This is a genomic window from Bradyrhizobium sp. BR13661 (assembly GCF_029892425.1).
GTDB lineage: Bacteria > Pseudomonadota > Alphaproteobacteria > Rhizobiales > Xanthobacteraceae > Bradyrhizobium.
This window is the reverse complement of sequence record NZ_JARXWB010000001.1, coordinates 410,138-434,246: the sequence shown is the minus strand read 5'-3', so window position 1 is coordinate 434,246 and position 24,109 is coordinate 410,138. Positions and strand designations below refer to the sequence as shown.

The 24,109-nt window shown below is 64.4% G+C and carries 23 protein-coding genes; 5 read left to right on the top strand and 18 right to left on the bottom strand.

The genetic code is table 11. The features are described 5' to 3' along the window. Nucleotides 1–28 precede the first annotated feature (28 nt). From M2427_RS02000 to M2427_RS01990, 3 genes are all read right to left on the bottom strand, one after another. Complete coding sequence (locus M2427_RS02000; RefSeq protein WP_280704402.1) at nt 29–1,063, bottom strand: putative FMN-dependent luciferase-like monooxygenase; 1,035 nt, start codon at nt 1,061–1,063, stop codon at nt 29–31. A gap of 139 nt (nt 1,064–1,202) precedes the next feature. Beyond that, nucleotides 1,203–1,997, bottom strand: a complete 795-nt coding sequence (locus tag M2427_RS01995; protein WP_280704400.1) for a MetQ/NlpA family ABC transporter substrate-binding protein — start codon at nt 1,995–1,997, stop codon at nt 1,203–1,205. Between the two features lie 161 nt (nt 1,998–2,158). Next, on the bottom strand, nt 2,159–3,601 hold the full coding sequence (locus tag M2427_RS01990; RefSeq protein ID WP_280704399.1) for an MATE family efflux transporter: 1,443 nt from the start codon (nt 3,599–3,601) through the stop codon (nt 2,159–2,161). Nucleotides 3,602–3,752: 151 nt separating this feature from the next. Here M2427_RS01990 and M2427_RS01985 point away from each other — a divergent pair, with 151 nt between their 5' ends. Beyond that, nucleotides 3,753–4,328, top strand: a complete 576-nt coding sequence (locus M2427_RS01985) for a TetR/AcrR family transcriptional regulator (RefSeq protein WP_280704397.1) — start codon at nt 3,753–3,755, stop codon at nt 4,326–4,328. Between the two features lie 235 nt (nt 4,329–4,563). Here M2427_RS01985 and M2427_RS01980 read toward each other — a convergent pair whose 3' ends face one another. Next, nucleotides 4,564–6,885, bottom strand: coding sequence for a molybdopterin guanine dinucleotide-containing S/N-oxide reductase (locus M2427_RS01980; protein ID WP_280704395.1), 2,322 nt, complete (start codon nt 6,883–6,885; stop codon nt 4,564–4,566). Nucleotides 6,886–7,181: 296 nt separating this feature from the next. Here M2427_RS01980 and M2427_RS01975 point away from each other — a divergent pair, with 296 nt between their 5' ends. From M2427_RS01975 to M2427_RS01965, 3 genes are all read left to right on the top strand, one after another. Further along, a complete protein-coding gene (locus tag M2427_RS01975) occupies nt 7,182–8,969 on the top strand; it encodes a peptide ABC transporter substrate-binding protein (protein WP_280704394.1) in 1,788 nt (595 codons plus the stop codon). A 179-nt stretch (nt 8,970–9,148) separates the two neighbouring features. Further along, entirely contained in the window at nt 9,149–10,027 is an 879-nt protein-coding gene (locus M2427_RS01970) for a sugar ABC transporter permease (RefSeq protein WP_280704393.1), read from the top strand. Continuing rightward, entirely contained in the window at nt 10,024–10,812 is a 789-nt protein-coding gene (locus tag M2427_RS01965; protein ID WP_280704392.1) for a carbohydrate ABC transporter permease, read from the top strand. The genes M2427_RS01970 and M2427_RS01965 overlap by 4 nt, the downstream gene beginning before the upstream one ends. Before the next feature lie 10 nt (nt 10,813–10,822). On the opposite strand, the gene dhaK is transcribed toward M2427_RS01965, so the two are convergent. The 14 genes from dhaK to iolD all read right to left on the bottom strand — a co-directional run bounded on the left by dhaK (nt 10,823) and on the right by iolD (nt 23,902). After that, nucleotides 10,823–11,812 (bottom strand): dihydroxyacetone kinase subunit DhaK, encoded by a 990-nt coding sequence (gene dhaK / locus M2427_RS01960; protein ID WP_280704391.1) that lies wholly within the window; start codon nt 11,810–11,812, stop codon nt 10,823–10,825. A gap of 38 nt (nt 11,813–11,850) precedes the next feature. Next, entirely contained in the window at nt 11,851–12,282 is a 432-nt protein-coding gene (locus tag M2427_RS01955; RefSeq protein WP_280704390.1) for a hypothetical protein, read from the bottom strand. Beyond that, nucleotides 12,279–13,904, bottom strand: a complete 1,626-nt coding sequence (ptsP, locus tag M2427_RS01950) for a phosphoenolpyruvate--protein phosphotransferase (RefSeq protein ID WP_280704388.1) — start codon at nt 13,902–13,904, stop codon at nt 12,279–12,281. The genes M2427_RS01955 and ptsP overlap by 4 nt, the downstream gene beginning before the upstream one ends. Beyond that, nucleotides 13,882–14,196 carry an HPr family phosphocarrier protein gene (locus tag M2427_RS01945; protein ID WP_280704387.1) on the bottom strand — a complete coding sequence of 105 codons (315 nt, stop codon included), beginning with the start codon at nt 14,194–14,196 and terminating at the stop codon, nt 13,882–13,884. Before M2427_RS01945 ends, ptsP begins: the two co-directional genes overlap by 23 nt. Beyond that, the gene (dhaM, locus tag M2427_RS01940; protein WP_027557143.1) at nt 14,189–14,575 is read right to left on the bottom strand and encodes a dihydroxyacetone kinase phosphoryl donor subunit DhaM; all 387 of its coding nucleotides are present in this window, start codon (nt 14,573–14,575) and stop codon (nt 14,189–14,191) included. The genes M2427_RS01945 and dhaM overlap by 8 nt, the downstream gene beginning before the upstream one ends. Beyond that, entirely contained in the window at nt 14,572–15,186 is a 615-nt protein-coding gene (gene dhaL / locus M2427_RS01935; RefSeq protein ID WP_280704385.1) for a dihydroxyacetone kinase subunit DhaL, read from the bottom strand. Before dhaL ends, dhaM begins: the two co-directional genes overlap by 4 nt. Next, on the bottom strand, nt 15,183–16,190 hold the full coding sequence (locus M2427_RS01930) for an ABC transporter ATP-binding protein (RefSeq protein ID WP_280704384.1): 1,008 nt from the start codon (nt 16,188–16,190) through the stop codon (nt 15,183–15,185). The genes dhaL and M2427_RS01930 overlap by 4 nt, the downstream gene beginning before the upstream one ends. Continuing rightward, on the bottom strand, nt 16,183–17,280 hold the full coding sequence (locus M2427_RS01925) for an ABC transporter ATP-binding protein (RefSeq protein WP_280704383.1): 1,098 nt from the start codon (nt 17,278–17,280) through the stop codon (nt 16,183–16,185). Before M2427_RS01925 ends, M2427_RS01930 begins: the two co-directional genes overlap by 8 nt. 6 nt (nt 17,281–17,286) lie before the next feature. Beyond that, the gene (locus M2427_RS01920; protein ID WP_280704382.1) at nt 17,287–17,499 is read right to left on the bottom strand and encodes a hypothetical protein; all 213 of its coding nucleotides are present in this window, start codon (nt 17,497–17,499) and stop codon (nt 17,287–17,289) included. After that, a complete protein-coding gene (locus M2427_RS01915) occupies nt 17,496–18,449 on the bottom strand; it encodes a carbohydrate ABC transporter permease (protein ID WP_280704380.1) in 954 nt (317 codons plus the stop codon). Before M2427_RS01915 ends, M2427_RS01920 begins: the two co-directional genes overlap by 4 nt. Then, nucleotides 18,446–19,405, bottom strand: a complete 960-nt coding sequence (locus M2427_RS01910; RefSeq protein ID WP_280704378.1) for a sugar ABC transporter permease — start codon at nt 19,403–19,405, stop codon at nt 18,446–18,448. Before M2427_RS01910 ends, M2427_RS01915 begins: the two co-directional genes overlap by 4 nt. Before the next feature lie 100 nt (nt 19,406–19,505). Next, nucleotides 19,506–20,852: an extracellular solute-binding protein gene (locus M2427_RS01905; RefSeq protein ID WP_280704377.1), complete on the bottom strand. Its 1,347-nt coding sequence runs from the start codon at nt 20,850–20,852 to the stop codon at nt 19,506–19,508. Nucleotides 20,853–21,145: 293 nt separating this feature from the next. Continuing rightward, nucleotides 21,146–22,045, bottom strand: coding sequence for a myo-inosose-2 dehydratase (iolE, locus tag M2427_RS01900; protein WP_280704376.1), 900 nt, complete (start codon nt 22,043–22,045; stop codon nt 21,146–21,148). A 15-nt stretch (nt 22,046–22,060) separates the two neighbouring features. After that, nucleotides 22,061–23,902 (bottom strand): 3D-(3,5/4)-trihydroxycyclohexane-1,2-dione acylhydrolase (decyclizing), encoded by a 1,842-nt coding sequence (gene iolD, locus M2427_RS01895; protein WP_280704375.1) that lies wholly within the window; start codon nt 23,900–23,902, stop codon nt 22,061–22,063. Here iolD and M2427_RS01890 point away from each other — a divergent pair. Continuing rightward, nucleotides 23,880–24,086, top strand: a complete 207-nt coding sequence (locus tag M2427_RS01890; RefSeq protein ID WP_280704374.1) for a hypothetical protein — start codon at nt 23,880–23,882, stop codon at nt 24,084–24,086. The genes iolD and M2427_RS01890 overlap by 23 nt on opposite strands. Nucleotides 24,087–24,109 lie beyond the last annotated feature (23 nt).

The window sequence follows — 24,109 nt, the reverse complement described above, 5'->3', positions numbered from 1 at the left end:
CAGCCTCGTGCAATTCCATCAACGCCGACTAGCCCGCCAGCGCCACTTCGGGCGCAGTCCTGGTCCAGCCCAGCGCGGGTGCGACCTTGTCCGCCACCAGCTCGATCGAGCGCAGGACGTAAGGGTGCGGCGCATCGACGGAGTGGACCTGGAAGACCAGATCGGTGATCCGATCCAGCGTCGCGTCTGATCGCAACGAGGCGATGACCTCGTCAGCACCGCCGACATGGGTGTCGAACGCCGTGATCATCTCCTCCAGCGTCTCGCCCGGAGGAAGGTGCCCGCTCTTCATGAACTGCGGCAGTGCACGACGCAGGCCGATATCGGCAAGCCGCATCGCCTCGCGATGATCGTCGGCGACGAAGACGCTGCGCGAGGCCATGATGCGTGGCTCGGCACCCGGCGGCAGCGCGGCGAGATAGGCATCGATGATCGGGTTCTGGATGTCGGCGAGCGTGGCATTTGGCGCCTCCTTGGCCCGCGGCTGGGTCCGCGAGAGCAAGAGGCCATCGCCGGCCTTGCCGGCGCGCGCGCCGCCCGCCACCGAAAAGGTCGCCTGCCAGATGCGCTTGTCCAGTTGTGGCCGCTGCGGATAGAGCGTGTCGCCGCCGTCGAGCGGCTTGCCGGTCAGGGCCTTGCGGACGACCTCAAGATTGCGCGCAAAGATCTCGTTGCGCTGGGTGCCGTCAAGGCCGAAGGCGGCGAAGGCCGACGGATTGCCGCCGGTGCCGACGCCCAGCTCGAACCGGCCATTGCAGAGAAGGTCGAGCACCGCGGCGTCCTCCGCCACCCGCACCGCGCTCTCCAGCGGCAGGGTGACGATGCCGGTGCCGAGGCGGATGCGCGAGGTCTGGGCCGCGACATAGCCGAGGAAGGTGAAGGGCGACGGCAGGCCGCCCTCGCGCTCGTGAAAATGATGCTGCGCGATCCACGCGGAATCGAGCCCGGCCTTTTCGGCGCGCACGATCTGCTCGGCGGCGAAGCGATAGCGCTCGGCCGGCGGAGCTTCATCGAGAAGCCGCGTGAAGAATCCCAGGCGTTTCAGGTTGGCAAAGCGTTTCATACGACCCCTGTCGGGCGAGAATGGGCCCCGATGATGTCGGTTGCCGCGGCCCGAGACAAGCGGGCAATGCGCAAGGCTGCCCGCCGGGATCGCGCCCCTCTGCTAGACCTTTGGCTAGACCTTCGGCCAGGCAGGCTGCCTACCAGCTCGGCAGCACCGCGCCCTTGAACTTGGTGAGGACGAATTCCTTGACCTCGGGCGTGTGGTAGCTGTCGACCAGGATCTTGACCCAGGGCTTGTCCTTGTCGGCGCTGCGCACCGCGATCAGGTTGACATAGGGGCCCTTCGGGTCCTCGCGCAGGATCGGATCCTTGACCGGATCGAGGCCCGCCTGGGTTGCATAATTGGTGTTGATCGCCGCGGCGTCGACGTCGTCGAGCGCGCGCGGCGCCTGCGCCGCGTCGACCTCGATGAATTTCAGCTTCTTCGGATTCTCGGTGATATCGAGCACCGTCGGCTTGAAGCCCGTACCATCCTTCAGCTTGATCACGCCCTTGTCGCGCAACAGCAGCAGGACGCGGCCGCCGTTGGTGGGATCGTTCGGGATCGAGACCTTGCCGCCCTCGGGGATGTCCGCGAAGGCCTTGTGCTTCTTCGAATAGACGCCGATCGGGAAGTTCACGGTGAGCCCGACGGACTCGATCTTGTAGCCGCGGTCGGCTTTTTGGTTGTCGAGGTAAGGCTGATTCTGGAACGAATTGGCCTGGATCTCGCCGGCATCGAGCGCCGCGTTCGGCACGACGTAGTCGGAGAACTCGATCAGCTGGATGTCGAGCCCCTGCTTGGCGGCGATCGGCTTCACGGCCTCCAGGATCTGGGCATGCGGACCCGGCGTCACGCCGATCTTGATGGTCTCGGCGCCTGCTGCGGCCGACCACGCGGCGAGCACGGTTGCGAGGATCAGGGCGGGGCGAAACGACATCTTGGTCTCCATGACTCAGCAGTGGCTGGAACCGTATTCGCTTCTCCGCCGCTCGAAATCAATGAAATGAAAATCCATATTGACCGCCCGCGGCGGGCGACGCTTCTCCGTTCGCCGCCAAATGGGAAATGAATCCAAATTGAGGCAGGTGCGGGCCGTGCCCACGCCCTTTCCTAGGCGCGTGGCTCGGCGCGCCAGGTCGATGGCGACAGCATGATCAGCACGCAGATCGCGGCGTAGACGGCCAGCGACACCGTCACCATGGTGGCAAGGCCCGTCATTCCCGCGCCGAAATATGCGACCGCGATCCAGCCGCCGCCGGCCGCGATCAGGATGCGCGCGATCGCGGACATCAGCGGGCCCATCGCCCGGCCCGTACCCTGTGCCGCGAAAGATACAACGAAGCCGAAGCCCAGCGCCGCATAGGCCGGTGCGACGATGCGCAAATAAGTCATGCCTTCATTTACGACGTCGGCGTCGTGGCTGAACAGATGCAGCCATGCCGTCGGAAAGATCGCGACCAGCAGGCCGATCGAGCCGGTCATGATCATGCCGGCGGCGCCGCTGACCCAGCCGATCCTCTTCGCCCGCGCAGTCTGGCCCGCGCCCATGTTGACGCCGACCATGGTCAGCGTCGCGGTGCTGATGCCGAACAGCAGCGGGATCATGATGTAGTCGAGCCGCGAGGCGATGCCGTAACCGGCCAGCGCCGACGTGCCGAACAGCCCCACTGCCCCGGTGACCAGGATGACCGTGAGGTTTGTGAGCACCGCGTTGAATGCGGTGGGAATGCCGACCTTCAGCATGTCGCCAAAGATCTTGGCGCGCAGCGGCACGATGTGCAGCCTCAGGCCGGATGCGCCCGAAGACATGTAGCGCAGCAGGAACAGCATCGCGGCACCGTAGTAGAGGCCAAAGGCGATGCCGGCGCCGCCGATGCCGAGACTTGGGACGGGGCCGAAGCCGAAGATCAGCAGCGGTGAAACGGGAATGGTCACGATTGCGCCGATCAGCGTCACCAGCGCAGGCACCTTGACGTTGCCGGAGCCGCGCAGCGCCGCGGCCTGGAGGTTGACGATCCAGACCGGAATTGCGCCCGCGAACAGATAGCTGGAGTAAGTGACGGCCGCATCGAGCGCACCGTCGCGGCCGCCGAGCGCGCGAAACAACACCGGCCCACCGAAATGCACGCCAAGCGTAAACAGCGCGCCCGCGATGATCGCAAGTACGATCGCATGAAACAGTGCCGCATCCGCATCGTCGCGGCGACCGGCGCCGACCGCGCGCGCCACCGACGAGGCGACGCCAGAACCGAAGCCACCATTCGACATCATCGTCATCAGCATGAAGATCGGGAACACCAGCGCGGCGCCGGCCAATGCGTCGGTGCCGAGATAGCCAACGTAATATGCTTCAGCGATGTTCACGGCCGTCTGCGCCACCAGCACGGTCACTGTCGGTGCCGCGAGCTTGAGCAAGGTCGGCAGGATCGGCGCGCTAAGAAGCGCGGCACGCCGCTGGTCGGCGGATGTCGCTGGGGGACGGGGCGTGGCCGGCGTGCGCGCCGGGGCCTCAGTTGCCGACAAAGGCGGTGCGGCGACGTCCTCGACTGACATTCCCGTGGTCCTGTTGTGTTCCGGGGCCCCGCCCGATCGCCCGCCATTGCATTACGACTATAATTCATTATTATGATCGTAATGCAATAGAGAAATCGCTCACGGTCCCGTGGCCACCCATTCGGGCAGGTCGCGGGAGGGAGTCGAGACCATGCGCTACGACAAGGGACACAAGGACGAGACGCGCCGGCACATCCTCGATGTCGCCTCAGCGCAATTCCGCCAGAGCGGGATCGCTGCGGTTGGTCTCGCCGGCATCATGTCGGAGGCGGGGCTCACCAATGGGGCCTTCTACACGCACTTCGCCTCCAAGGAGGATCTGGTGCGAGCGGTGCTGGTGGATGCGCTCACGAAGCGCGAGGAGCGGCACAAGGCCAATCTCGAGAATGGCGTCGCGGTCGAAACCGTGATCCGCGACTATCTCTCGACGCGGCACCGCGACCGGGCCGGCTCCGGCTGCCCGACCGCCGCGCTGGTCGCCGAGATCGCGCGGCATCCCAAGGCAACGCGCGATGCCTTTACCGGCAAGATCTCCGACATCGTCATGCTGATGGCGAAGCAAATCAGGCAAGGCACTGCAGAAGAGCGCCGACGCAAGGCGATCACGATCTATTCGACCATGGTCGGCGCGCTGCAGATAGCGCGCGCGGTCAACGACAAGCAATTGTCCGACGAGATCCTGCAGAATGCGCTGGACGCTGCGGTCGCCATTGCGAACGACGGCTGACGAAAGCCCGATCGTCATCTGTGGCGGTTTGGAGGCGGCTGTAACGAAAATCTGGCCGTTGCAACACAGCGAAACTTGATGTGGCTACATCGGCCGGGCTAGCGTCTGCGCGCGACCTTACAACTTCCCCAAGTTCACTGAGTTCGCGCTGGGCCGTCGCCTGAACCTGCTGTCAGGCGGCGGTCCAGACCACGCCTCGCACGCGTTGATCCATTCGATCGCCTTGATCGCCGCGCTACACCGGATCGAACGCCCGGATCGGCGGCAGATTGCCGGTGAACTTCTCCACCTCCGCCGTCGTGAGCTGGCCGGTACAGCCCTGCGCAAAGGACGAGGTGCCGATGTCGCGGGTGAGCACGTTCGGATTGCCGTGCACGCAGAGCGGCGCGTCGTCTTCCGGATCCATCGGATCGTACCAGGCGCCGGTCGGCAGTTGCACCACACCGGGCGCGATGCCGTCGGTGACATGCACCGCGGCGAGGCAGGCGCCACGTTCATTGAACAGGCGGATGATGTCGCCATCGACGATGCCGCGCGGATCAGCGTCACGCGGATTCATCCGCGCGACCTCGCGGCCGCGGTGCTTGGCGCCCAGCGAATGTCCGCCGAAATCGAGCTGGCTGTGCAGCCGCGTCACCGGCTGGTTGGCAACGAGGAAGCACGGCGCCCCTAGCTTCGGCATATCGCTCTTCTCGAGCCAGACTGGATGGCCGGGGCAATCGGCATCGCCATGGCCGGCGATCTTCGCGGAGTAGATCTCGATGCGTCCGCTCGGCGTCGGCAGCGGGTGCGCGACCGGGTCGTCGCGGAAACTGCGCAGGCGGCCGCCATCGTCGGGCTGCTGCGGCACGACCAGGCTGCCGCGCTTCCAGAACTCCTCGAAGCTCGGCGCCTCCAGGCCGCGCTTGGCAAGTGAGGCGCGGGTCGGCTCGTAGAGATGCTCCAGCCATTGGCGTGAGGTGCGGCCTTCCGTGAAAGGCTCGCGGGCGCCGAGACGATCGGCGAGATTAGCGAAGATCTCGTAATCGTCGCGCGCCAGGCCATGAGGTTCGGCAATGCGATGCATTGCGACCATCAAGGGATCATTGGTGGAATAACCAATGTCCTCACGCTCCAAGGTCATCGTCGAGGGCAGCACGATATCGGCGTGGCGCGCGGTCGCGGTCCAGGCGAGCTCGTGCACCACCAGCGTGTCGACCTTCGCAAACGCCTTGCGGAGGCGGTTGATGTCTTGATGGTGATGAAACGGATTGCCGCCGGCCCAATAGACCAGCCGGATATCAGGATAGGTACGCGTCTCGCCATTGTAGCGATAGGTGCTGCCGGGGTTGAGCAGCATGTCGGCGATGCGCGCCACCGGGATGAAGTCGCGCACGCCATTGCGGCCCTGCCCCAGCGTCGGCCCCGGCACGTCGTTGACGCGGCGGCCGTAATAGCCGATCGCGCCGAGTGAATAGGCATAACCGCCGCCGGGAAGACCGATCTGGCCGAGGGTTGCCGCCAGCACCATGCCCATCCACACCGGCTGCTCGCCATGTTCGGCGCGTTGCAGCGAATGCGAGACGGTGATGAGCGCGCGCTTGCCGGCAAGGCGCCGCGCCAGCGTGCGGATCGCGCCTGCATCGACGCCGCAGATCGCCGCGGCCCATTCGGCGTGCTTGGGCTGTCCATCGCTCTCGCCGGTGAGGTAGCGCAAGAACACCGGCCAGCCCTCGGTGTAGCGATCGAGGAAGGCCTGGTCGTGCAGCCCTTCGCTGACCAGCGTATGGACCATGCCGAGCATCAGCGCGGTGTCGGTGCCGGGGATGCAGCTCATCCATTCCGCGCCGGCCTCGACAGGCAGATCGTCGCGCAGCGGGCTCATCAAGATGAATTCGCAGCCGCGCCGGCGCGCCGCTTGCATCGCGCCGCGCTCGACATGCTTGCTGATCGAGCCGCCGGCCACCATCGAATTCTTCAGCGCCATGCCGCCGAAGGCGAGCACGATCTCGGTGTTGCCAGCGATCTGCTCCCAGGTGACGTTGCGCCTGGTGATGTCCTCGTAGCCCGCCATGATCTGCGGCAGCAGCACCGAGGATGCACCGGAGGAATAGGAATTGACCGAGCGGACATAGCCGCCCATCGCGATGTTGAGAAAGCGATGCACCTGGCTCTGGGCGTGGTGCAGCCGGCCCGCGCTCGACCAGCCATAGGAGCCGCCGAACACCGCTCCCGGACCGCGCGTATCGCGGACGCGCATGAGCTCATCGCCGAGCAGATCCAGCGCCTTCTCCCAGCTGACGGAGACGAATTCGTCGCGGCCGCGCCTGTTGTCGGGGCCGGGCCCGCGCTCGAGCCAGCCGCGTCGGATCGCAGGCTGGGCGACGCGCGCCTGGTGGCGCAGGGCGCCGGGAAAATTGTCGATGATGCCGTTTGGATCGGGATCGCCTGCGTAGGCCCTCACCTCCAACCCGGCTGCGCTGTTGCGTGCGGAAAACACGCCCCAATGCGAGGTGTGCGGCTTGAATCCATCCGACAGGTCGAGGCCGGGATCTGGGAAGCCGATCGTATCGTCCATCGCATGGCCCTCAATCGCGGAGTGCCGTGCAGGCAGTTCCGGTCACATCGTTCGCCGCACTATAGTGAGGCGGTTGCGCGGAGAGCAACGGATTACCGACGTCTGGAACGAGGCGCATGGCGGCATCCCACCGCTCGCAGGTCTTTTGGAGCACTGGACTCACCGCCGTCATTGCGAGCGTCGCCTTCGCCATTTCGTCGCACCGCTTTCCACCATCGTCGGCATTGCTGCCCCCTCCACGATGCAACATGATGGGGTGCCGGTGACGACGTTCTTTAAGGGGTGGGGATCATCTGATGGACGAAAACGACATCCGCGGCTTTATCGCGGAGGTGAAGCAAGGCACGCTCTCGCGGCGCTCGTTCATCCAGACCATGGCTGCGGTCGGGATCGCAGCTCCCATCGCGAGCCAGATCCTGCTCTGGAACGATGTGGCGATGGCCGACGCCACGCTTGCCTACAAGCCGACGAAAGCCGGCGGCGGCGGTCCGCTCAAAATGCTGATCTGGCAGGCTCCGACACTGCTCAATCCGCATTTCGCGCTCGGCACCAAGGACCAGGTCGCCTCGCGCGTCTTCTTCGAACCGCTTGCCGGCTGGGACAAGGAGGGCAACCTGTTCCCCTGCCTTGCCGCCGAGATCCCGACCAAGGCCAATGGCGGCCTTTCGGCCGACGGCACCACCGTGATCTGGAAGCTGAAGCAAGGCGTGACATGGCACGACGGCAAGCCCTTCACTGCCGACGACGTCGTCTTCACCTGGGCTTACGCCGCGGATCCCGCGACCGCCGCCTACACCACGGGGTCCTATCAGAACATCACGGTCGAGAAGATCGACGACCACACCGTCAAGGTGATCTTCAAGGCGCCCACCCCGTTCTGGGCCGATCCCTTCATCGGCTCGGTCGGCCAGATCCTGCCGAAACATCATTTCGGCGACTATGCCGGTGCGAAGTCGCGCGATGCGCCGGGCAATCTGAAGCCGGTCGGCACGGGTCCTTATAAATTCGTCGAGTTCAAGCCGGGCGATTTGCTCCGAGCCGAGCGCAACCCCGATTATCACGTCAAGAACCAGCCCTTTTTCGACACGTTCGAGCTCAAGGGCGGTGGTGACGCCGTCTCCGCCGCACGCGCGGTGCTGCAAACAGGCGAATACGACTATGCCTGGGGCCTGCTGGTGGAGGACGAGATCCTCAAACGCATGGAGATCGGCGGCAAGGGCAAGGTCGAGTTCACGACCGCCGGCGGCATCGAGTTCGTCGTCCTCAACACGACGGACCCCTGGACCGAGGTCGATGGCGAACGTTCCAGCGCCAAGACCAAGCACCCGACGCTGTCCGATCCAGCGGTGCGCCGGGCGATCAACCTGCTGATTGATCGCGACGGGATCCAGAAATTCATCTATGGACGCGGGGCCGTCGCAACAGCGAGCGTGGTCAACCAGCCGCCGCAGTTCAAGTCGGGCAAGCTGAAATACGAGTTCAACATCGACAAGGCGAACAATATCCTCGACGAGGCCGGCTGGAAAATGGGCGCGGACGGCATCCGCGCCAAGGACGGCAAGCAGTTGAAATACGTGTTCCAGACCTCGATCAACGCGCCGCGCCAGAAGACGCAGGCCATCATCAAGCAGGCTTGCCAGAAGGCCGGAATCGAGCTCGAGCTCAAATCGGTCACCGCATCGGTGTTCTTCTCGTCCGATGTCGGCAACCCCGACACCTATTCGAAATTCTACTGCGATATGGAGATGTACAACGCAACGCAGCCCCAGCCAGATCCGGAGCGGTTCCTGAACCAGTGCGTTTCCTGGGAGATCGCGAGCAAGGACAACAAATGGCTCGGCCGCAACGTCTCGCGCTGGTCCGACCCTGAAGCCGACAAGGCCTACAAGGCCGCGCAACAGGAGCTCGACCCGGTCAAGCGCGCCGCGCTGCTGATCAAGGTCGACGAGATCTTCTGCGAGGCCAACATCTTCCTGCCGCTGCTCTCACGCTACATCGTCGGCGGCGCCGTCAATGGTCTGATGACCGACATCTCGGGGTGGGATGTCACGACGTGGAATTTGGCGAGCTGGTATCGGAGTTGACTGACGACAATCCTTTTTGCGGCGCATGACCACCGCGCGGAACTGGGCTGCGCCTGCGTCTCTTGGATTACGACCGTTTGACGGGCTAACTCACGCGCGATCGGGAATGCTGAAAGGGCCTCGGTGTCAATCGAGGTCTTTTTTCGTGCCCGGGCGCGTCCCCGTTGCAATTGTTTGAAATGAAGCCGTACGACAACAGAGCCTGGTTCCTCGTGCTTCCCGCCCTGGTCATCGTGACCTTCGTCGGAATCCTGCCTCTGGTCGCCGTCACCAACTACTCGTTCCAGGACCTGTTCAGCCTGAACAACCCCTATTGGGTCGGCGTCGATTGGTACCGGAACATCGTCACCTCGCAGCGCTTCTATGCGAGCCTTGCGCGCAGCTTCCTGTTCTCGGCCATCGTGCTGTCGATCCAGCTGCCGCTCGGCATCTGGATCGCGCTGTTGCTGCAGCGATCGCACCAGTTCATCGTCAGCACCGTCCTCGTCCTGATCACGCTGCCGCTCGTGGTGCCCTGGAACATGATCCCTGTGATCTGGCTCAACTTCATCAATCCCAATATCGGTCTCGCCGGCCGGATGCTTGGATGGCTTGGCGTGGGCTTCGACTACAAGTTCAATGCCCTGCACACCTGGATCGTGCTTGTCGTGATGGACAGCTGGCACTGGCTCGGGCTCGTCGTCGTGCTGGCCTATGCCGGCATCTCCAGCATTCCGCCGGCCTACTACCAGGCCGCCGCCATCGACGCCGCCTCGCCCTGGCAAGTGTTCCGCTTCATTCAGCTGCCGAAAATGAAGACCGTGCTGTCGATGGCCGTGCTGCTGCGCTTCATGGACAGCTTCATGATCTATATCGAGGCCTTCCGCATCAATGCCGGCGGCCCCGATAGCGCCACCGCATTTCTCAGCCTCGACCTCGGCGAAGAGATTCAGTCCTTCAACTACGGACCATCCGCCGCCCGCTCGATCGTCTACTTCCTGATCGTCCTGACCGTCGCCTGGAGCTTCAAGGCGGCGACGAGCACACGGGCGCCTGTCACCTTGGAGGCCGCCAAGTGAAGTCGCTCGGCCGGATCATCCTCTTCGCTGTGATCGGCGCCTTCGTCCTCATGCCGCTGGCGCAGACGATCATGACCAGCTTCGTCTCGACCCTGCCAAGAGCCGGGATCACGGAGGGGCATTTCAGCCTCATCAACTACCAGAACATCTTCCATTCGGCGGTTCTGAAGGAAGCGATCCTCAACTCCATCATCTACGTCGTGCTGAACGTCGCGCTTTGCCTCGGCGTCGGATTGCCGGCCGCCTATGCATTCGCGCGCTATAGCTTCGTCGGCGACCGGCAGCTGTTCTTCCTGCTACTGGTGTTCCGCATCACGCCGACCGTCGTGCTGTCGCTGCCGATCTTCGTTCTGTTCGCGCAAATCGGCCTGGAGAACACGCCGGTCGGCATTGCCCTCGTTCACTGCGTCTTCAACATCCCGATCGCAATCTGGATTCTGGAGGGTTTTATTGCCTCCGTGCCGCGCGAGTTCGACGAAACGGCTTTCCTCGACGGCCACTCGCTGCCGAGCTTCTTCTTCCGTCATCTCGTTCCGGCGATCGCGCCAGGCATCGGCGTGACCGCGTTCTTCTGCTTCATCTTCTCCTGGGTGGAGGTGGTGCTCGCCCGCATCCTGACGACCACAGGCGGCAAGCCGATCACCATGGCCATCAACGCGCTGTTCGGCTTCCGAACCGATTTCGGCCTCGTCACGGCGATGACCGTGCTCGCGCTGGTGCCGGGGATAGCGATGATCTATTTCGTGCGGAATCACCTCGCCAAGGGATTTGTGATCCGCACCTGAGCCGGATCGATCACATGCCCCAGCGGAGCGCCGCGGTATGCACCGGCGCGTCCCACAATTCCTTTGACTGGCCATCGAGCACCGAGACCGTGATCGATGCGCCGGCCATGTCGAGCGACGTCACGTAGGAGCCGGTCAGGAAGCGCGTCGCCGTGATGCCGGCGCCATCCAGAATCCGCTTGGCGCTGTTGACCATCAGATAGAGCTCGATCAGCGGCGTTGCGCCGAACCCGTTGACGAGAAGTACGACCTCGCTGCCCTTGCTCGGTTCGAGATCATCCAGGATCGCGCCAACTATGTCGGCGGCGATAGCATCGGCAGAGGCCAGTGCCACCCTGCGGCGACCCGGCTCGCCATGAATGCCGACACCCATTTCCATCTCGTTGTCAGCCAAGGTGAAGTTCGGCCGGCCCGCGGCGGGCACGGTGCACGGCAGCAGCGCCACGCCCATCGAGCGGGTGCGCCTGTTCACATCATCGCCGAGCGTCTTGAGCGCGGCGAGCGGCATTCCCTTTTCGGCCGCGGCGCCGACCATCTTTTCCACGATCAGCGTGCCTGCGACACCGCGACGTCCCGTCGTGTAGGTCGATTTCTCCACCGCGACGTCGTCGTTGGTTACGACGCTTGCGATCTCGCGGCCGGCCATTTCGGCGGCCATGGTGAAGTTCATCACGTCGCCTTCGTAGTTCTTGACGATGAAGAGCACGCCTGCTCCGGTGTCGACGGCCTCGGCCGCCTCGATCATCTGATCCGGCGTCGGTGACGTGAACACCTGGCCCGGACACGCGGCATCGAGCATGCCGTGGCCGACAAAGCCCGCATGCAGCGGTTCATGGCCGGAACCGCCGCCCGAGATCAGCGCAACCTTGCCCGGCTTCAGGGTGCGGCGGCGCACGAACTTCCGCTCGGCGCCAAGCTGCAGGATATCGGCATGGGCTGCCGCCAGCCCATCGAGACTCTCTTCGAGCACCGTATCGGCGCTGTTGATCAGCTTTTTCATGGCGTCCTCCCGGTTGTCTTTTTTGCAGTCAGAATTCGTCAGCCGATGCTTTCGGCGTAGCGCGCGAGCTGAGCGGCAAAGTCGATGATGAGCTGCTCGAGCGCGCGATTCTTCTTGTCGTCACCAAGATCGGGCACCGTCACTGCAACAGTGCGCGTGCGCGCCTCGCGGTGGGCACCTCGCAGCCGACCCGGATGCGCGCGCCCATAGGCTTCGAGGAAAGCGGCACGCTCGGTGCCGGAGAGATGGCAGACCTCAAAGATGATCGCGACATGCTTCGCCGGAATCGGCACCAGATAGGCCGGATTGGTGATCTGGCTAACGAAGGAGCGGTTCTTGCCGAGTGCGGCCGCGAGCTTCAACCGCGTCCCCGATGGCCTGTTGTCGAGGGCCCGCCGCAGGATCAGCTTGTAGTCTGCGACATTGCTGTCGCCCGGCCGGCTTGCGTCCTCGCCTGCATCCTCGCTCATGAGGTCACCCCGGCGATGGCGGCCTTGAGCCGCGCCACCGCAATCGGCGAGACCGAGAGAGTCGTCAGGCCTGTAGCCAGCAGCGCATTCGTCAGACGCGTATCGGCGGCGGCATCGCCGCAGAGCGAGACCTCGACGCCGCGCTTGCGCCCGGCCTCGACCGTCCGCGCGATCAGCGCCAGCACAGCCGGATCGCCGGCATCATTGAGGTCGGCGACAGCACCGATGTCCCGCGCTGCGGCCATGGTGTATTGGGTCAAATCGTTCGACCCGATCGAATAGAACGCCGCATCAAAATCCTCCGCACGCAGGGCTGCGGACGGGACCTCGACCATGATGCCGAGCGGCGGCCGGGCGCAAGCGAGGCCCTCTGCGCTGAGTGCGGCGAACTCCGTGTCCAGCATGGCGTTGGCACGGTCGAGTTCCGAGGGGATCGCGACCATCGGCAGCATCACCTTCAGCGTCCCGTGCACGGCTGCACGGCACAGCGCCCGCAACTGCACGCGAAACACCTCCGGCCGTGCCAGCGAGAGCCTGATACCGCGCAGGCCCAGGAACGGATTGCGCTCATCATCGACCGTCAGGCCGGCAATCGGCTTGTCGCCGCCGGCATCGAGGGTACGGATTGTCACCGGCCGTCCAGCGGTCCATTCGAGGATGCGCCGGTAGACCGCATATTGCGTATCCTCGCCGGGCAGGCCCCTCGAACCCTCGAACAGAAACTCCGTCCGCACCAGGCCAACGCCATCGCAGATGGCGGGATCGAGGCTCGCGAGCTCTTCGGGCGCGGCAACGTTGAGCATGACGGCGATGCGCCTTCCATCGGCCGTCACAGCCGGCTTGAGGCGGCCCGCATCGGCAGCGATCTGTGCGGCGTTCGCAGCCGCCATGCGGTCCTCGAACAAACGGCGCGTTTCGGGTTTGGGATCGAAAATCACGGTGCCGGCGTCGCCATCGACCAGCGCAAATGACGGCGGCTGCCCGTTCCATGGCAATGGACCGAGGCCGACCACCATGGGGGCGCCGCGCGATCGCGCGAGCATCGCGACATGCGACGACGGCGATCCGCTGGCGAGTGCAATGCCGCCGCCACGGGTCCAGTCGACGGCCAGGAAGGTCGAGGGCGAGATATCGTCACCGGTGATGACGGAATCGCCGGAGATCTTTGCGACCACATCCGCACCATTCAGGCTGGCAAGCACGCGGTCGCGGATGTCGACCAGATCCGCAGCGCGCGCCCGGAAATATTCCTCGTCCGCGGCGCGATAGCCCGATATCTCCACGTCGAGTGCAGCACGCCAGGCCTCATCGGCAGCCGTACCGCCCGCAATGGCTTCGTAAGCGCCTTCCGCAAGCGCATCATCACCCAGCATCGCGACCTGAAACTCCAGGATCTCGGCGGCTTCGCCGTGGACCGTCGCGATCAGTTCCGCGAGCTCCACCGCTGCCCCCTCGATCGCCGCCTTGAGCGCAGCGGCTTCCTGAGCCGGATCGCCTTTCGCCGTTCGGCTCGCCACTGCACGCGTCAGCACCGCGACCGGGCCGATGGCGAGGCCTGGCGAAGCAGGATGACCGGTGAGATGGATCTCGCCCACGATTCTAGGCCTCGCCGAAACCGTCATGCACCAGCGCCAGCATGGCCGCGAGCGCCGCCTCGCCATCGGGACCGGCGACGCGGAAATGCAGCGTCGCGCCCTGCGGCGCCTTCACGCGCATCACCTTCACCGGGCTCTTGGCATCGGTCCACGGGCCTTCGGCAGCAAGCGCAATTTCGATCTTCGCGGTGAAGCCTTTCGCGCATTGCGTGAGCTTCACCGATGGCCGCGCGTGCAGGCCGACCGGATTGACGAGGACCGCCGAGGCGGTCAGCGGCGCAAACGTCTGGGCCGCCCGGTTGGCGTTGGCATCATGCATAGAATTCCTCCGCACTGCGCTTGACGGCGGCCAGCGATGAGCCGCCCGAAGATTCGGTCGCGGCGATCACAGCCCCCTCGACCACCGGGGCATTGCAGACCAGCACGCGCGCGCGCCGGTCTTCCGGGAGCATCTCCACCGCCATCTCCGAATTGGTCTCGGCACCACCGAGATCGACAAGGATCGCAACGCCCGCCGGCGACCAGGCCGTCTCGATCGCCTCGAGAATCCCCGCAACGTTCGTACCGAGGCCACCATCGACGTCGCCGCCAGTCCAGGCCAGCGGCACCGCGTCTCCGACCATCTGGCGCACCATATCGGCCGCGCCTTCCGCGATCTTCGGCGAATGCGATACGATGACAATTCCGACATTGCTCATGTATTGACCTCGAATTCCAGTGTCTCGACTGCTGCGCCGATCAGAAGCGATACCGAGCGCGAGCCGGGGTCCATGTGACCGATGGAACGTTCGCCCAGAAACGACGCGCGACCGCGAATCGCCAGCATCGGCGTGGTGCGATCGGCGGCTTGCACAGCCTCCGCCGCGATCGCCCTGGCATCGCCGCCGTCCGCCAGAACGCCTTGCACCGGCACCAGGACATCCAGCAGCGTTTTCTGACCCGCCTCAGATCGGCCGCGCGCCTTGACGGCTTCGATCGCCTTCTCCGTTGCTGTAACGAGATCAGAGCGGCTTGGCTGCTCGGGAAGCGCCTTGCCCAGTTCCATGAAGAACGTCCCGACCAGCGGCCCCGAGGCGCCGCCGACCTTCATCACCAACGTCATTCCAATCGCCTTCAACATCTCGGGCAGCGACTTGTCGGCAAGGCCCGGCAGTGCGACGAGCACCGCCTCGAAGCCGCGCTTCATGTTCAGCCCGTGATCCCCATCGCCGATCGCCTGATCGAGGCTCGTCAACTCATCCGCGTGCTCGATCACTGCCCCTGCCAGCGCTCGCACCAGTCTTTCCCTGGCTACCCGATCAAGGCTCATGCCGCTACCCTCCAGCCCCTGGCATCGAAAAACAGAGGTTTGTTCAGACGGAGCGACACGACGTCTCCAGCGCCAAAGCCCGCCTCGGGATCCGCCAGGGTCACGACCGGGCGGCCGGCGACGTCGAGATGGAGATGACTCTGGTCGCCGAGATGCTCGACACGCTTGACGGTTGCAGAGACGTCGCCGCCGCTACGCGCGATCGTCAGGTGCTCGGTCCGCGCGCCGACAGTCTCGACGCCGGCTGGCGCGCCACCGAACAGGGCCGCTGGCAGCAAATTGATCACCGGCTGGCCCAGCCGCGCCGCGACATGCGCATTGACCGGATTCTCGTAGATCTCTCGCGGCGTGCCGATCTGCATCAGCCGCCCGCCTTCAATCACGCCGATGCGCGACGCCATGGTCATTGCTTCGGTCTGATCATGGGTGACATAGAGAATCGTCGCGCCGAGATCGACCTGGATCCGCTTGAGCTCGAGCCGCAACTCGCCGCGGAGCTTGGCATCCAGCGAGGACAGCGGCTCATCCATCAGATAGATCGAGGGCGAACGGACCAGCGCCCGGCCGATCGCAACGCGCTGCATCTGCCCGCCCGACAGCTGCGTCGCCTTGTTGTCCAGCTTGGTCTCGATATGGAGCAGACGTGCAATCTCTTGCACCTTGGCGCGGATATCCGCTTCGGGCACGCGCCGGGTGGGCGCGCGTAACGCGAACGCCATGTTCTCGAACACGGTGAGGTGCGGGTACAGCGAGTATTGCTGGAAGACAAAGGCAACGTCTCGATCCGCCGGCGCATCGCCGGTCACGTCGCGTCCGTCGATGCGAATTGAACCTTTATCCGGCTGTTCCAATCCGGCGACCAGTCGCAATGCCGTGGTCTTGCCGGCGCCGGTCGGCCCGAGCAACGCGACGAACTCGCCGTTGCCGATCGTCAACGACAGATCGCTGAGGGCTTGCGTCTTGCCGAAGGCCTTGGAGACGGCGTTGATTTCGACCTCAGCCATGCGCAGCTCCCTCATGCAGCGCGGTACGAACAGCCCGGCCGGATGCCTTGTCGAAGATGGAAAGCGTATCGGGCCGGAAGTCGAGCCCGACCGTCTCACCTGTTCGAAACGACTTGCTGCTGGGTGAGCGGGCCTTGAGCGCGCCGTAGCTCGTCGTCACCGTCACGATCTGCGTCGTGCCCAGATATTCCGTCCCGTACACCTCGCCGCGCACCATGCCGCGATCGGTGAAGCGCACATGCTCGGGCCGCACCCCGAGCACGAGCTCGCTCTCCGCCATCGCCTCGCGCGCGGCAGGAATTGCGACATCGCGCTCGCCGAGCCGGATCGCTTCCGCGCCGGTCTGCAGCCCGCCGCGGAACGGCAGGAAATTCATCGGCGGCGAGCCAATGAAGTCGGCGACGAAAAGCGACGCTGGCCGGTCGTAGATGTCGCGCGGGCTCGCGACCTGTTCGACGACGCCGTTGTTCATGACCGCGATCCTGTCGGCCATTGCCATGGCCTCGAGCTGGTCATGGGTGACATAGACAGTTGTCGCTCCCAGGCGGTCATGCAGAGCCCTCAATTCATGAATCATGGCCTCGCGCATTTCTGTATCGAGCGCGCCGAGCGGCTCGTCCATCAGGAAGCATTTTGGTTTGCGTACGATCGCCCGTCCCAGCGCAACGCGCTGCCGGTCGCCCCCGGCGAGACCAGACACCGACCGGTCGAGGAGATGAGAGATCCGCAGGATGCGCGCGGCCTCGACGACGCGTCGGTCGCGCTCGGCCGCACCGATGCCCTCGCACTTCAGGGGAAAGCCGATGTTGCGGCGGACGTTCATATGTGGATAGAGCGCGAAGAGCTGGAACACGAAGGCGATGTCACGCGCCGACGCGCGGTTCATCGTCACGTCTTCGTCGTCCAGCCTGATGGTGCCGGCCGTTGGCAGCTCCAGCCCGGCGATCATGCGTAGCGTCGTGGTCTTGCCGCAGCCGGACGGTCCAAGCAGGCAGAGGAACTGGCCGTCCTCCACCGTGAAGCTGGCGGACTTGACCGCATGAAAAGACCCGAAGGATTTGTCGAGTGCCTCGACCTTGATCTGTGCCATCGCGCCCTACTCCCGGACCTTGGAGACGATGGTGAACATCACCGTGCCGAACAGGGTCGTGGCAAACGACCAGGAATACAGCGTGAGCGAGAACGGCTGCATCAGCATCACGACACCGGCGGCGATGATCGTCGTGGCGACCGCCTCCAGCGGGCCGCGGCGCAGAATGCGGTCTGCGAAACCGTGATGCGCGACGGTTGGGGTGGCATCGAGGCTCATTTGCGGACGGCTCCGAAGGTGATGCCGCGCAGCAGATGCTTGCGCAACAGCACTGTGAACACCACGATCGGCACCAGGAACAGCGTCGTGCCGGCGGCCACCGCGGGCCAGTCCTGCCCGCCCTCACCGATGATGATCGGAATGAACGGCGGCGCCGTCTGCGCATTGCCCGAGGTGAGAAGCACCGCGAAGGCGTATTCGTTCCAGGCGAAGATCAGGCAAAAGATGGCGGTCGCCGCGATGCCCGTGGTGGCCTGCGGCAGCACCACTTTCACGAAGGCCTGGAAGCGCGTGTATCCGTCGATCATCGCGGCTTCCTCGTACTCGCGCGGGATTTCGTCGATGAAGCCCTTGAGCAGCCACACCGCGAGCGAGACGTTGACCGAAGTGTAGAGCAGGATCATGCCGAGCCTGGTGTCCGACAGGCCGATGGTGCGGTACATCAGGTAGATCGGGATCGCGACCGCGATCGGCGGCATCATCCGGGTCGACAGGATGAAGAACAGCAGATCGTCCTTCAGCGGCACGCGGAACCGTGAGAAGCCGTAAGCCGACAACGTGCCGAGCGCGACCGCGAGCACGGTCGAGCCGAACGCGATGATCAGCGAATTGATGAAGCGCGGCACATAGTTCGAGGGTCCTGCGACCACCATGTTGCGGCTGCGCGCGATTTCATCACACATCCCCTGCGGCGCTCCGAGCGAGCGGATGAACTCCGGCGTCTGGCGCGAGCGGGTCGTGAAAAGATTGCAGAAGCCTTCGAGCGACGGCTTGAACATCACCTTTGGCGGATAGGAGATCGCATCGTCAGGCGACTTGAACGCGGTGAGCATGATCCAGACCAGCGGAATCATGGTGATGATCGCATAAAGCACGACGAGCGAGCCGGCAAAGCGCCGTGTCGTGGCCGAGGGCTCGACGACCGAATGAGCTGCGGTGGCTGAGGTCATCGGCTTTTCACCTTGTTCAGCGCCTTCACGTAGATATTGGCGAGACCGAAGACCGTCACGAACAGGATGATCGCGAAGGCCGACGAATAGCCGGTGCGCCAGCTCTCGAACGCCGCACGCTTGAGCGTGATCGACGCGACTTCCGTGGTCGATCCCGGCCCGCCGCCGGTGAGCAGATTGACCATGTCGAACATCTTGAAATTCTCGATGCCGCGGAACAGCACCGCCAGCATGATGAAGGGCAGCGCCATCGGCAGCGTGATCGACCAGAACTGCCGCAACTTGGACGCACGATCGACCTCGGCTGCCTCGTAGATGTAATCCGGGATCGAACGCAGGCCGGCGAGACAGATCAGCATCACATAGGGCGTCCACATCCAGGCATCGACGATGACGATGGCCCAGGGGCTCAGCGTGACATCGCCGAGCATCTGGAAGGACGAGGCGGCGCGGCCGGTGAAGAAGGCGACGACGTAATTGAACAGGCCGATCTGGGGCTGGTACAGGAACGTCCAGAAATTGCCGACGACGGCCGGCGACAGCATCATCGGCAGCAGGATGATCGTGGTCCACATCCCGTGGCCGCGAAACTTCTTGTCGATGAGATAGGCAAGGCCAAATCCAAGGACCGTCTCGATCACCACCGTCCAGATCACGAAATGCGCGGTGACCTGCATGGCCGCCCAGATGTCCGGATCGGTCAGGATCGACTGGTACCAGTCGGCACCCAGCCAGATCGTCGGCACGTTGGCCCTGTTGGCGCGGTAGTTCGTGAACGAGAGATAGATCGTCCAGAGCAGCGGAAATATGTTGATCGCCAGCAACAGCACGATCGTCGGCGTGATGAACAGCCAGGCGAGCGCCTTGTCCGACAGGCCCCGGATACGACGCGCCACACCGGGCCGGACCATGACGGCCCGATAGGTGATCCGCGAAGAGGCACTCAATTCATTCATTGCAGCGACCGATCCTGGCACCCGGCGCCGCCACTGCGACAGATCCGGTCATCTCGAAGGAAACCCGGAGCGCGAGCACACGCGCTCCGGGCAGCTCAATTCAGAACTTCTTGCCTTCTTCCTTGAAGATCGCCTTCCAGTCCTTCACCAGACCGTCGAGCGCTTCCTGCGCGGTGCCCTTGTCGGCCACCACATAATCATGCACGCGCTTCTGCTCGGCCTGCAGCAGCTGGGCGTAGGACGGCTCGGCCCAGAAGTCGACGACCATGCCCATCGACTGCAGGAACTCCTTGGCGAAGGGCGCGCTGTTCGGGAAGCTCGGGTCGTTCAGCACGGACTTGGCGCAGGAATAGCCGCCGAGCGCCCACCACTTCTTCTGGACGTCGCCGCCGGAGAACCACTTGATGTATTGCAGCGCTTCGGCCTGGTTCTTCGAATAGGAAACGACCGAGATGCCCTGACCGCCGAGCTGCGTCGCTTGGCCAGCGGGACCTGCCGGATTGACGAAGAAACCGATCTTGTCGCCGCCGACATTCGGGTCCTTGTAGAGGCCCGGGAAAAACGCGAAGAAATTCATCTGCAGCGCAACCTGGCCGGACTTGAAGGCATCAAGCCCCTCCGACATGTAGGAGTTGGAGGCACCGGGCGGCGTGCAGCACTTGTAGAGCTCCTTGTAGGCCTCGAGCCCCTTCACCGCGTTGGCCGAGTTCACGAACCCGTCCATCGCATAGGGCTTCTTCGGATCGTCGTACTTGAAGCCGTAGTCGTAGAGGTAGTTCGACACGCCCATGGTGATGCCTTCCGAGCCGCGCTCGGTGTAGATCGAGGCGCCATAGACTTTCTTGCCGTCGATCTCGCGGCCCTGGAAGAATTGCGCGATGTCCTTGAGCTCATCGAGCGTCTTCGGCACGCCGATATCGCGGCCATACTTGGCCTTGAAGTCCTTCTGCACGTCCGGCCGCGCGAACCAGTCCTTGCGATAGGTCCAGCCCACCGCATCGCCCATCGCCGGCAGCGCCCAATAGTTCGGCGTGTTCTTCGGCCACTCGGAATAGCCGACCACCGTTGCCGGCATGTAGTCGTCCATGCTGATTCCTTCCTTCTTGAAGAAATCGTTGAGCTTGACGTACTGGCCGTTCTCCGCGGCACCGCCGATCCATTGGGAATCGCCGATGATGAGGTCGCACAGCGAGCCGTGCGAATTGAGTTCGTTCAAGAACCGATCAGCGTAATTGGTCCACGGCACGAATTCGAACTTCATACCGATACCCGATTTGGCGGTGAAGTCCTTCGACAATTCGACCAATGCGTTGGCGGGGTCCCATGCGGCCCAGCACAGCGTGATGGTCTTGCCCTGCGCCTGCGCGGGCGTGGTGCCCGCTCCGACACTGAGCGCGGCGGCAACAGCCCCGCATGCCACGACAAGCGTCTTCATCGTTCGTTTCATTACACGTTCCCTCCGAGTGGGCCGGCCATCGACATGGCGCGGCTTTCCTACCCGCTCGAATGCTTCGAGCAGAGCGACACAGTCCATGACGAGCTGAGTAACTAAACTGGTGTTTCCTCGCGCCACCCGGATTCTATAGGCCCGGTAGGCTCGATTTGTTTAGTGAACCACCAATTACTAAACATTGCAAGCGGAGTCGTCAGGTTCTTCGCTGCGGCGCCTTGACGCCGGCATACGAAGCGACGTCATCGCCTCAATCGAATGTCGTCTCGCAGTGATTGCGCGACCTGCAATCAGGCAAGCCCGGCCTCGTTCAGGCTTTGCTTCAGATGCGCAACACCTGTTTTGGCGTAGGTCAGCGGGTGTGCTTTCTGAGGGTCCTGCTCCGCCTCGACCACGATCCAGCCGGAATAGCCCTTGAGCTCGCGAAAGACAGAGGGGTAATCGACCATGCCGTCGCCGGGCACGGTGTAGACACCGAGCTCGCTGCCCTGCCCCAGCACGGCATCGAGGAAACTCCAATCCTCGCGCCGCGCCTGCTCCATCACCGCCCGGCGCACGTCCTTGGCGTGGACATGGCTGATGCGGGCGCGATACTTTCGCGCCAGGGCTGCTGGATCAGCGCCGCCCCAGGTGGCGTGGCCGGTGTCGAGCAGGAGATGAGCAGCCTCGCCGGTCGCGGCCATGAAGGCATCGATGTCCTCAGCGCCTTCCACGATGGTGCCGATGTGATGATGGTAGACCAGCCTGACGCCCTCGGCGAGCGTGCGCTCGGCGACCTCAGTGATACGGCGGCCGAACTGCGCCCAGTCGCCGGCCTTCATCACCGGCCGCTGCGAGAGCGGCTTGCTGCGATCGCCGTGGATCGCGTTCGAGGTCTCGGCGAAGACGAGCACGGTCGATCCCATCGCCTTCAGGAGATCGAGATGCGGGCGCAGATGCCGCATCTCCTCATCGGCATCGCGCTTCAGAAGCTCCGCCGAATACCAGCCTGAGATGCAGGCCATGTCGAAGGGCGCGAGCGCCGCCTTCAGCGCCTGCGGCTCGCGCGGAAATTTGTGACCGAGCTCCATGCCGACGAAGCCCGCTTCGCGCGCCTCGGCAAGGCAGGTCTCGAGCGGCGTCGCGCCGCCGATCTCCTGCAGATCGTCGTTGGACCAGCCGATGGGGTTGGCGCCGATACGGAGTGGCATGTCGTCCTCGCTTGATCAATAATTGCGGCGCACGAGCGCCTCGACATAGTTGCGCCTTGCGGCCTCGACCTCGGTGCGATCAGAGACCTCCGGCACCGCCACATCCCACCAATGGCCGCCGGCATCGGTCGAGGGCAGCGGGTCGGTGTCGATCACGACGACGCTGGTCCGATCGTGGCGGCGTGCCTCGTCGAACGCCGCTTCCAGCTCGGTGATGCCAGCGACCTTGCGCGCGATCGCCCCCAACGCGGTGGCGTGGGCTGCGAAGTCGATCGCGGGCAGCGTCTCGTGGCGCGTGTCGCGCAGGAGGTTGTTGAAGGGGGCGCCGCCGGTCGCATTCTGGAGGCGGTTGATGCAGCCGAAGCCGCGGTTGTCGAGCACGACGATGATGAGTTTTGCGCCTGACATCACCGACGTGGCGATCTCGGAATTCATCATCAGGTAAGAGCCGTCGCCGACCATCACGATGACCTCGCGCTTGGGATCGGCAAGCTTGACGCCGAGCCCGCCGGCGATCTCGTAGCCCATGCAGGAATAGCCGTATTCCATATGATAGCCGCCCGGCGCGCCCGGCTGCCAGAGCTTGTGCAGCTCGCCGGGCAAGCCACCGGCTGCGCACAGCACGACATCGTCTGGCCGGCTGCGGCGTTGAACGGCACCGATGACCTGCGCATCGCTCGGCAAGGTTTCGTTGCCGGCTACGGTGTAACGCGCAGCCGTTTCCAGCCAGGTCGTGCGACTGGTTCTTGCCTGTCCGGTCCAGGCGGCAGGCGCCGCCCAGCCCCGAAGTGCGGCACTGAGTTCCGCCAGAGCGACCTTGGCATCGGCGACGAGTGGCTGCGCGCGGTGCTTGCCGGCATCGAAGGTCTGCGTGTTAAGGCCGATGATGCGGCAAGCGGGATCGGCAAACAGCGAGCGCGAGCCCGTGGTGAAATCCTGCAAGCGCGTGCCGATCGCAAGCACCAGATCAGCCTGCCGCGCCGCATCGTTGGCAGCTCCAGTGCCGGTGACGCCAATCGCACCGAGATTGAGCTGGTGGTCGTGAGGCAACGCGCTCTTGCCGGCTTGCGTTTCCGCGACCGGGATGCCGTGCGCGGTGCAAAAGGCCGCAAGATCGCCTTCCGCCTCGCTGTAGAGGACGCCGCCGCCGGCGACGATGAGCGGGCGCTTGGCCGCCTTGATCAGCGCGACCGCCTGCGCCAATTGCGTCTCGTCCGGCCGCGGGCGGCGCGGTTGCCAGATGCGTTCGGCGAAGAACCAGTCGGGATAGTCGTAGGCTTCCGTCTGCACGTCCTGGCAGAGCGCAAGCGTCACGGGGCCGCAATCAGCGGGATCGGTCAAAACCTGCATCGCGCGCTCGAAGGCGGGCATGATCTGCTCGGGCCTGGTGATGCGGTCGAAATAGCGCGAGACGGGCCGGAAGCAATCATTGGCGGAGACGGTGCCGTCGCCGAAATCCTCGATCTGCTGCAGCACCGGATCGGGGCGGCGTCCGGCGAAGACATCGCCCGGCAGCAGCAGCACCGGCAGGCGATTGACGTGAGCAACCGCTGCGGCCGTCACCATGTTGGTCGCGCCCGGGCCGATCGAGCTCGTCACCGCCATCATGCGCCGGCGGCGCGAGGCTTTGGCGAAGGCGATCGCCGCATGCGCCATCGCCTGCTCATTATGCGCGCGCAGGGTCGGCAGACGATCGCGCACCGCATACAGCGCCTCGCCGAGACCCGCGACATTGCCATGCCCGAAGATCGCCCAGACACCGGCGAACAGCGGCTGATTCTGCCCGTCGAGCACCGTCCGCTGCGCGGCCATCGCTGCGACGAGCGCCTGCGCCATGGTCAGCCTGATCGTCGCCATCACTTCGCTCCCACTCAACCGCGCCACCCGGCAAGGGAAGCTGGCGGAAATTGTTCCATTCATCGCGCTGGACCCGCGCGTTCGTCCTCGTCCGATCCGACACGATGCCGTGACGCAGGTGACGACATCGCGAGAGACACGCCTTGACGAGGCGGCGCAGAGAATGGAATGCTTCATCGAATAGTCAAGCACGACGACGAAAATATG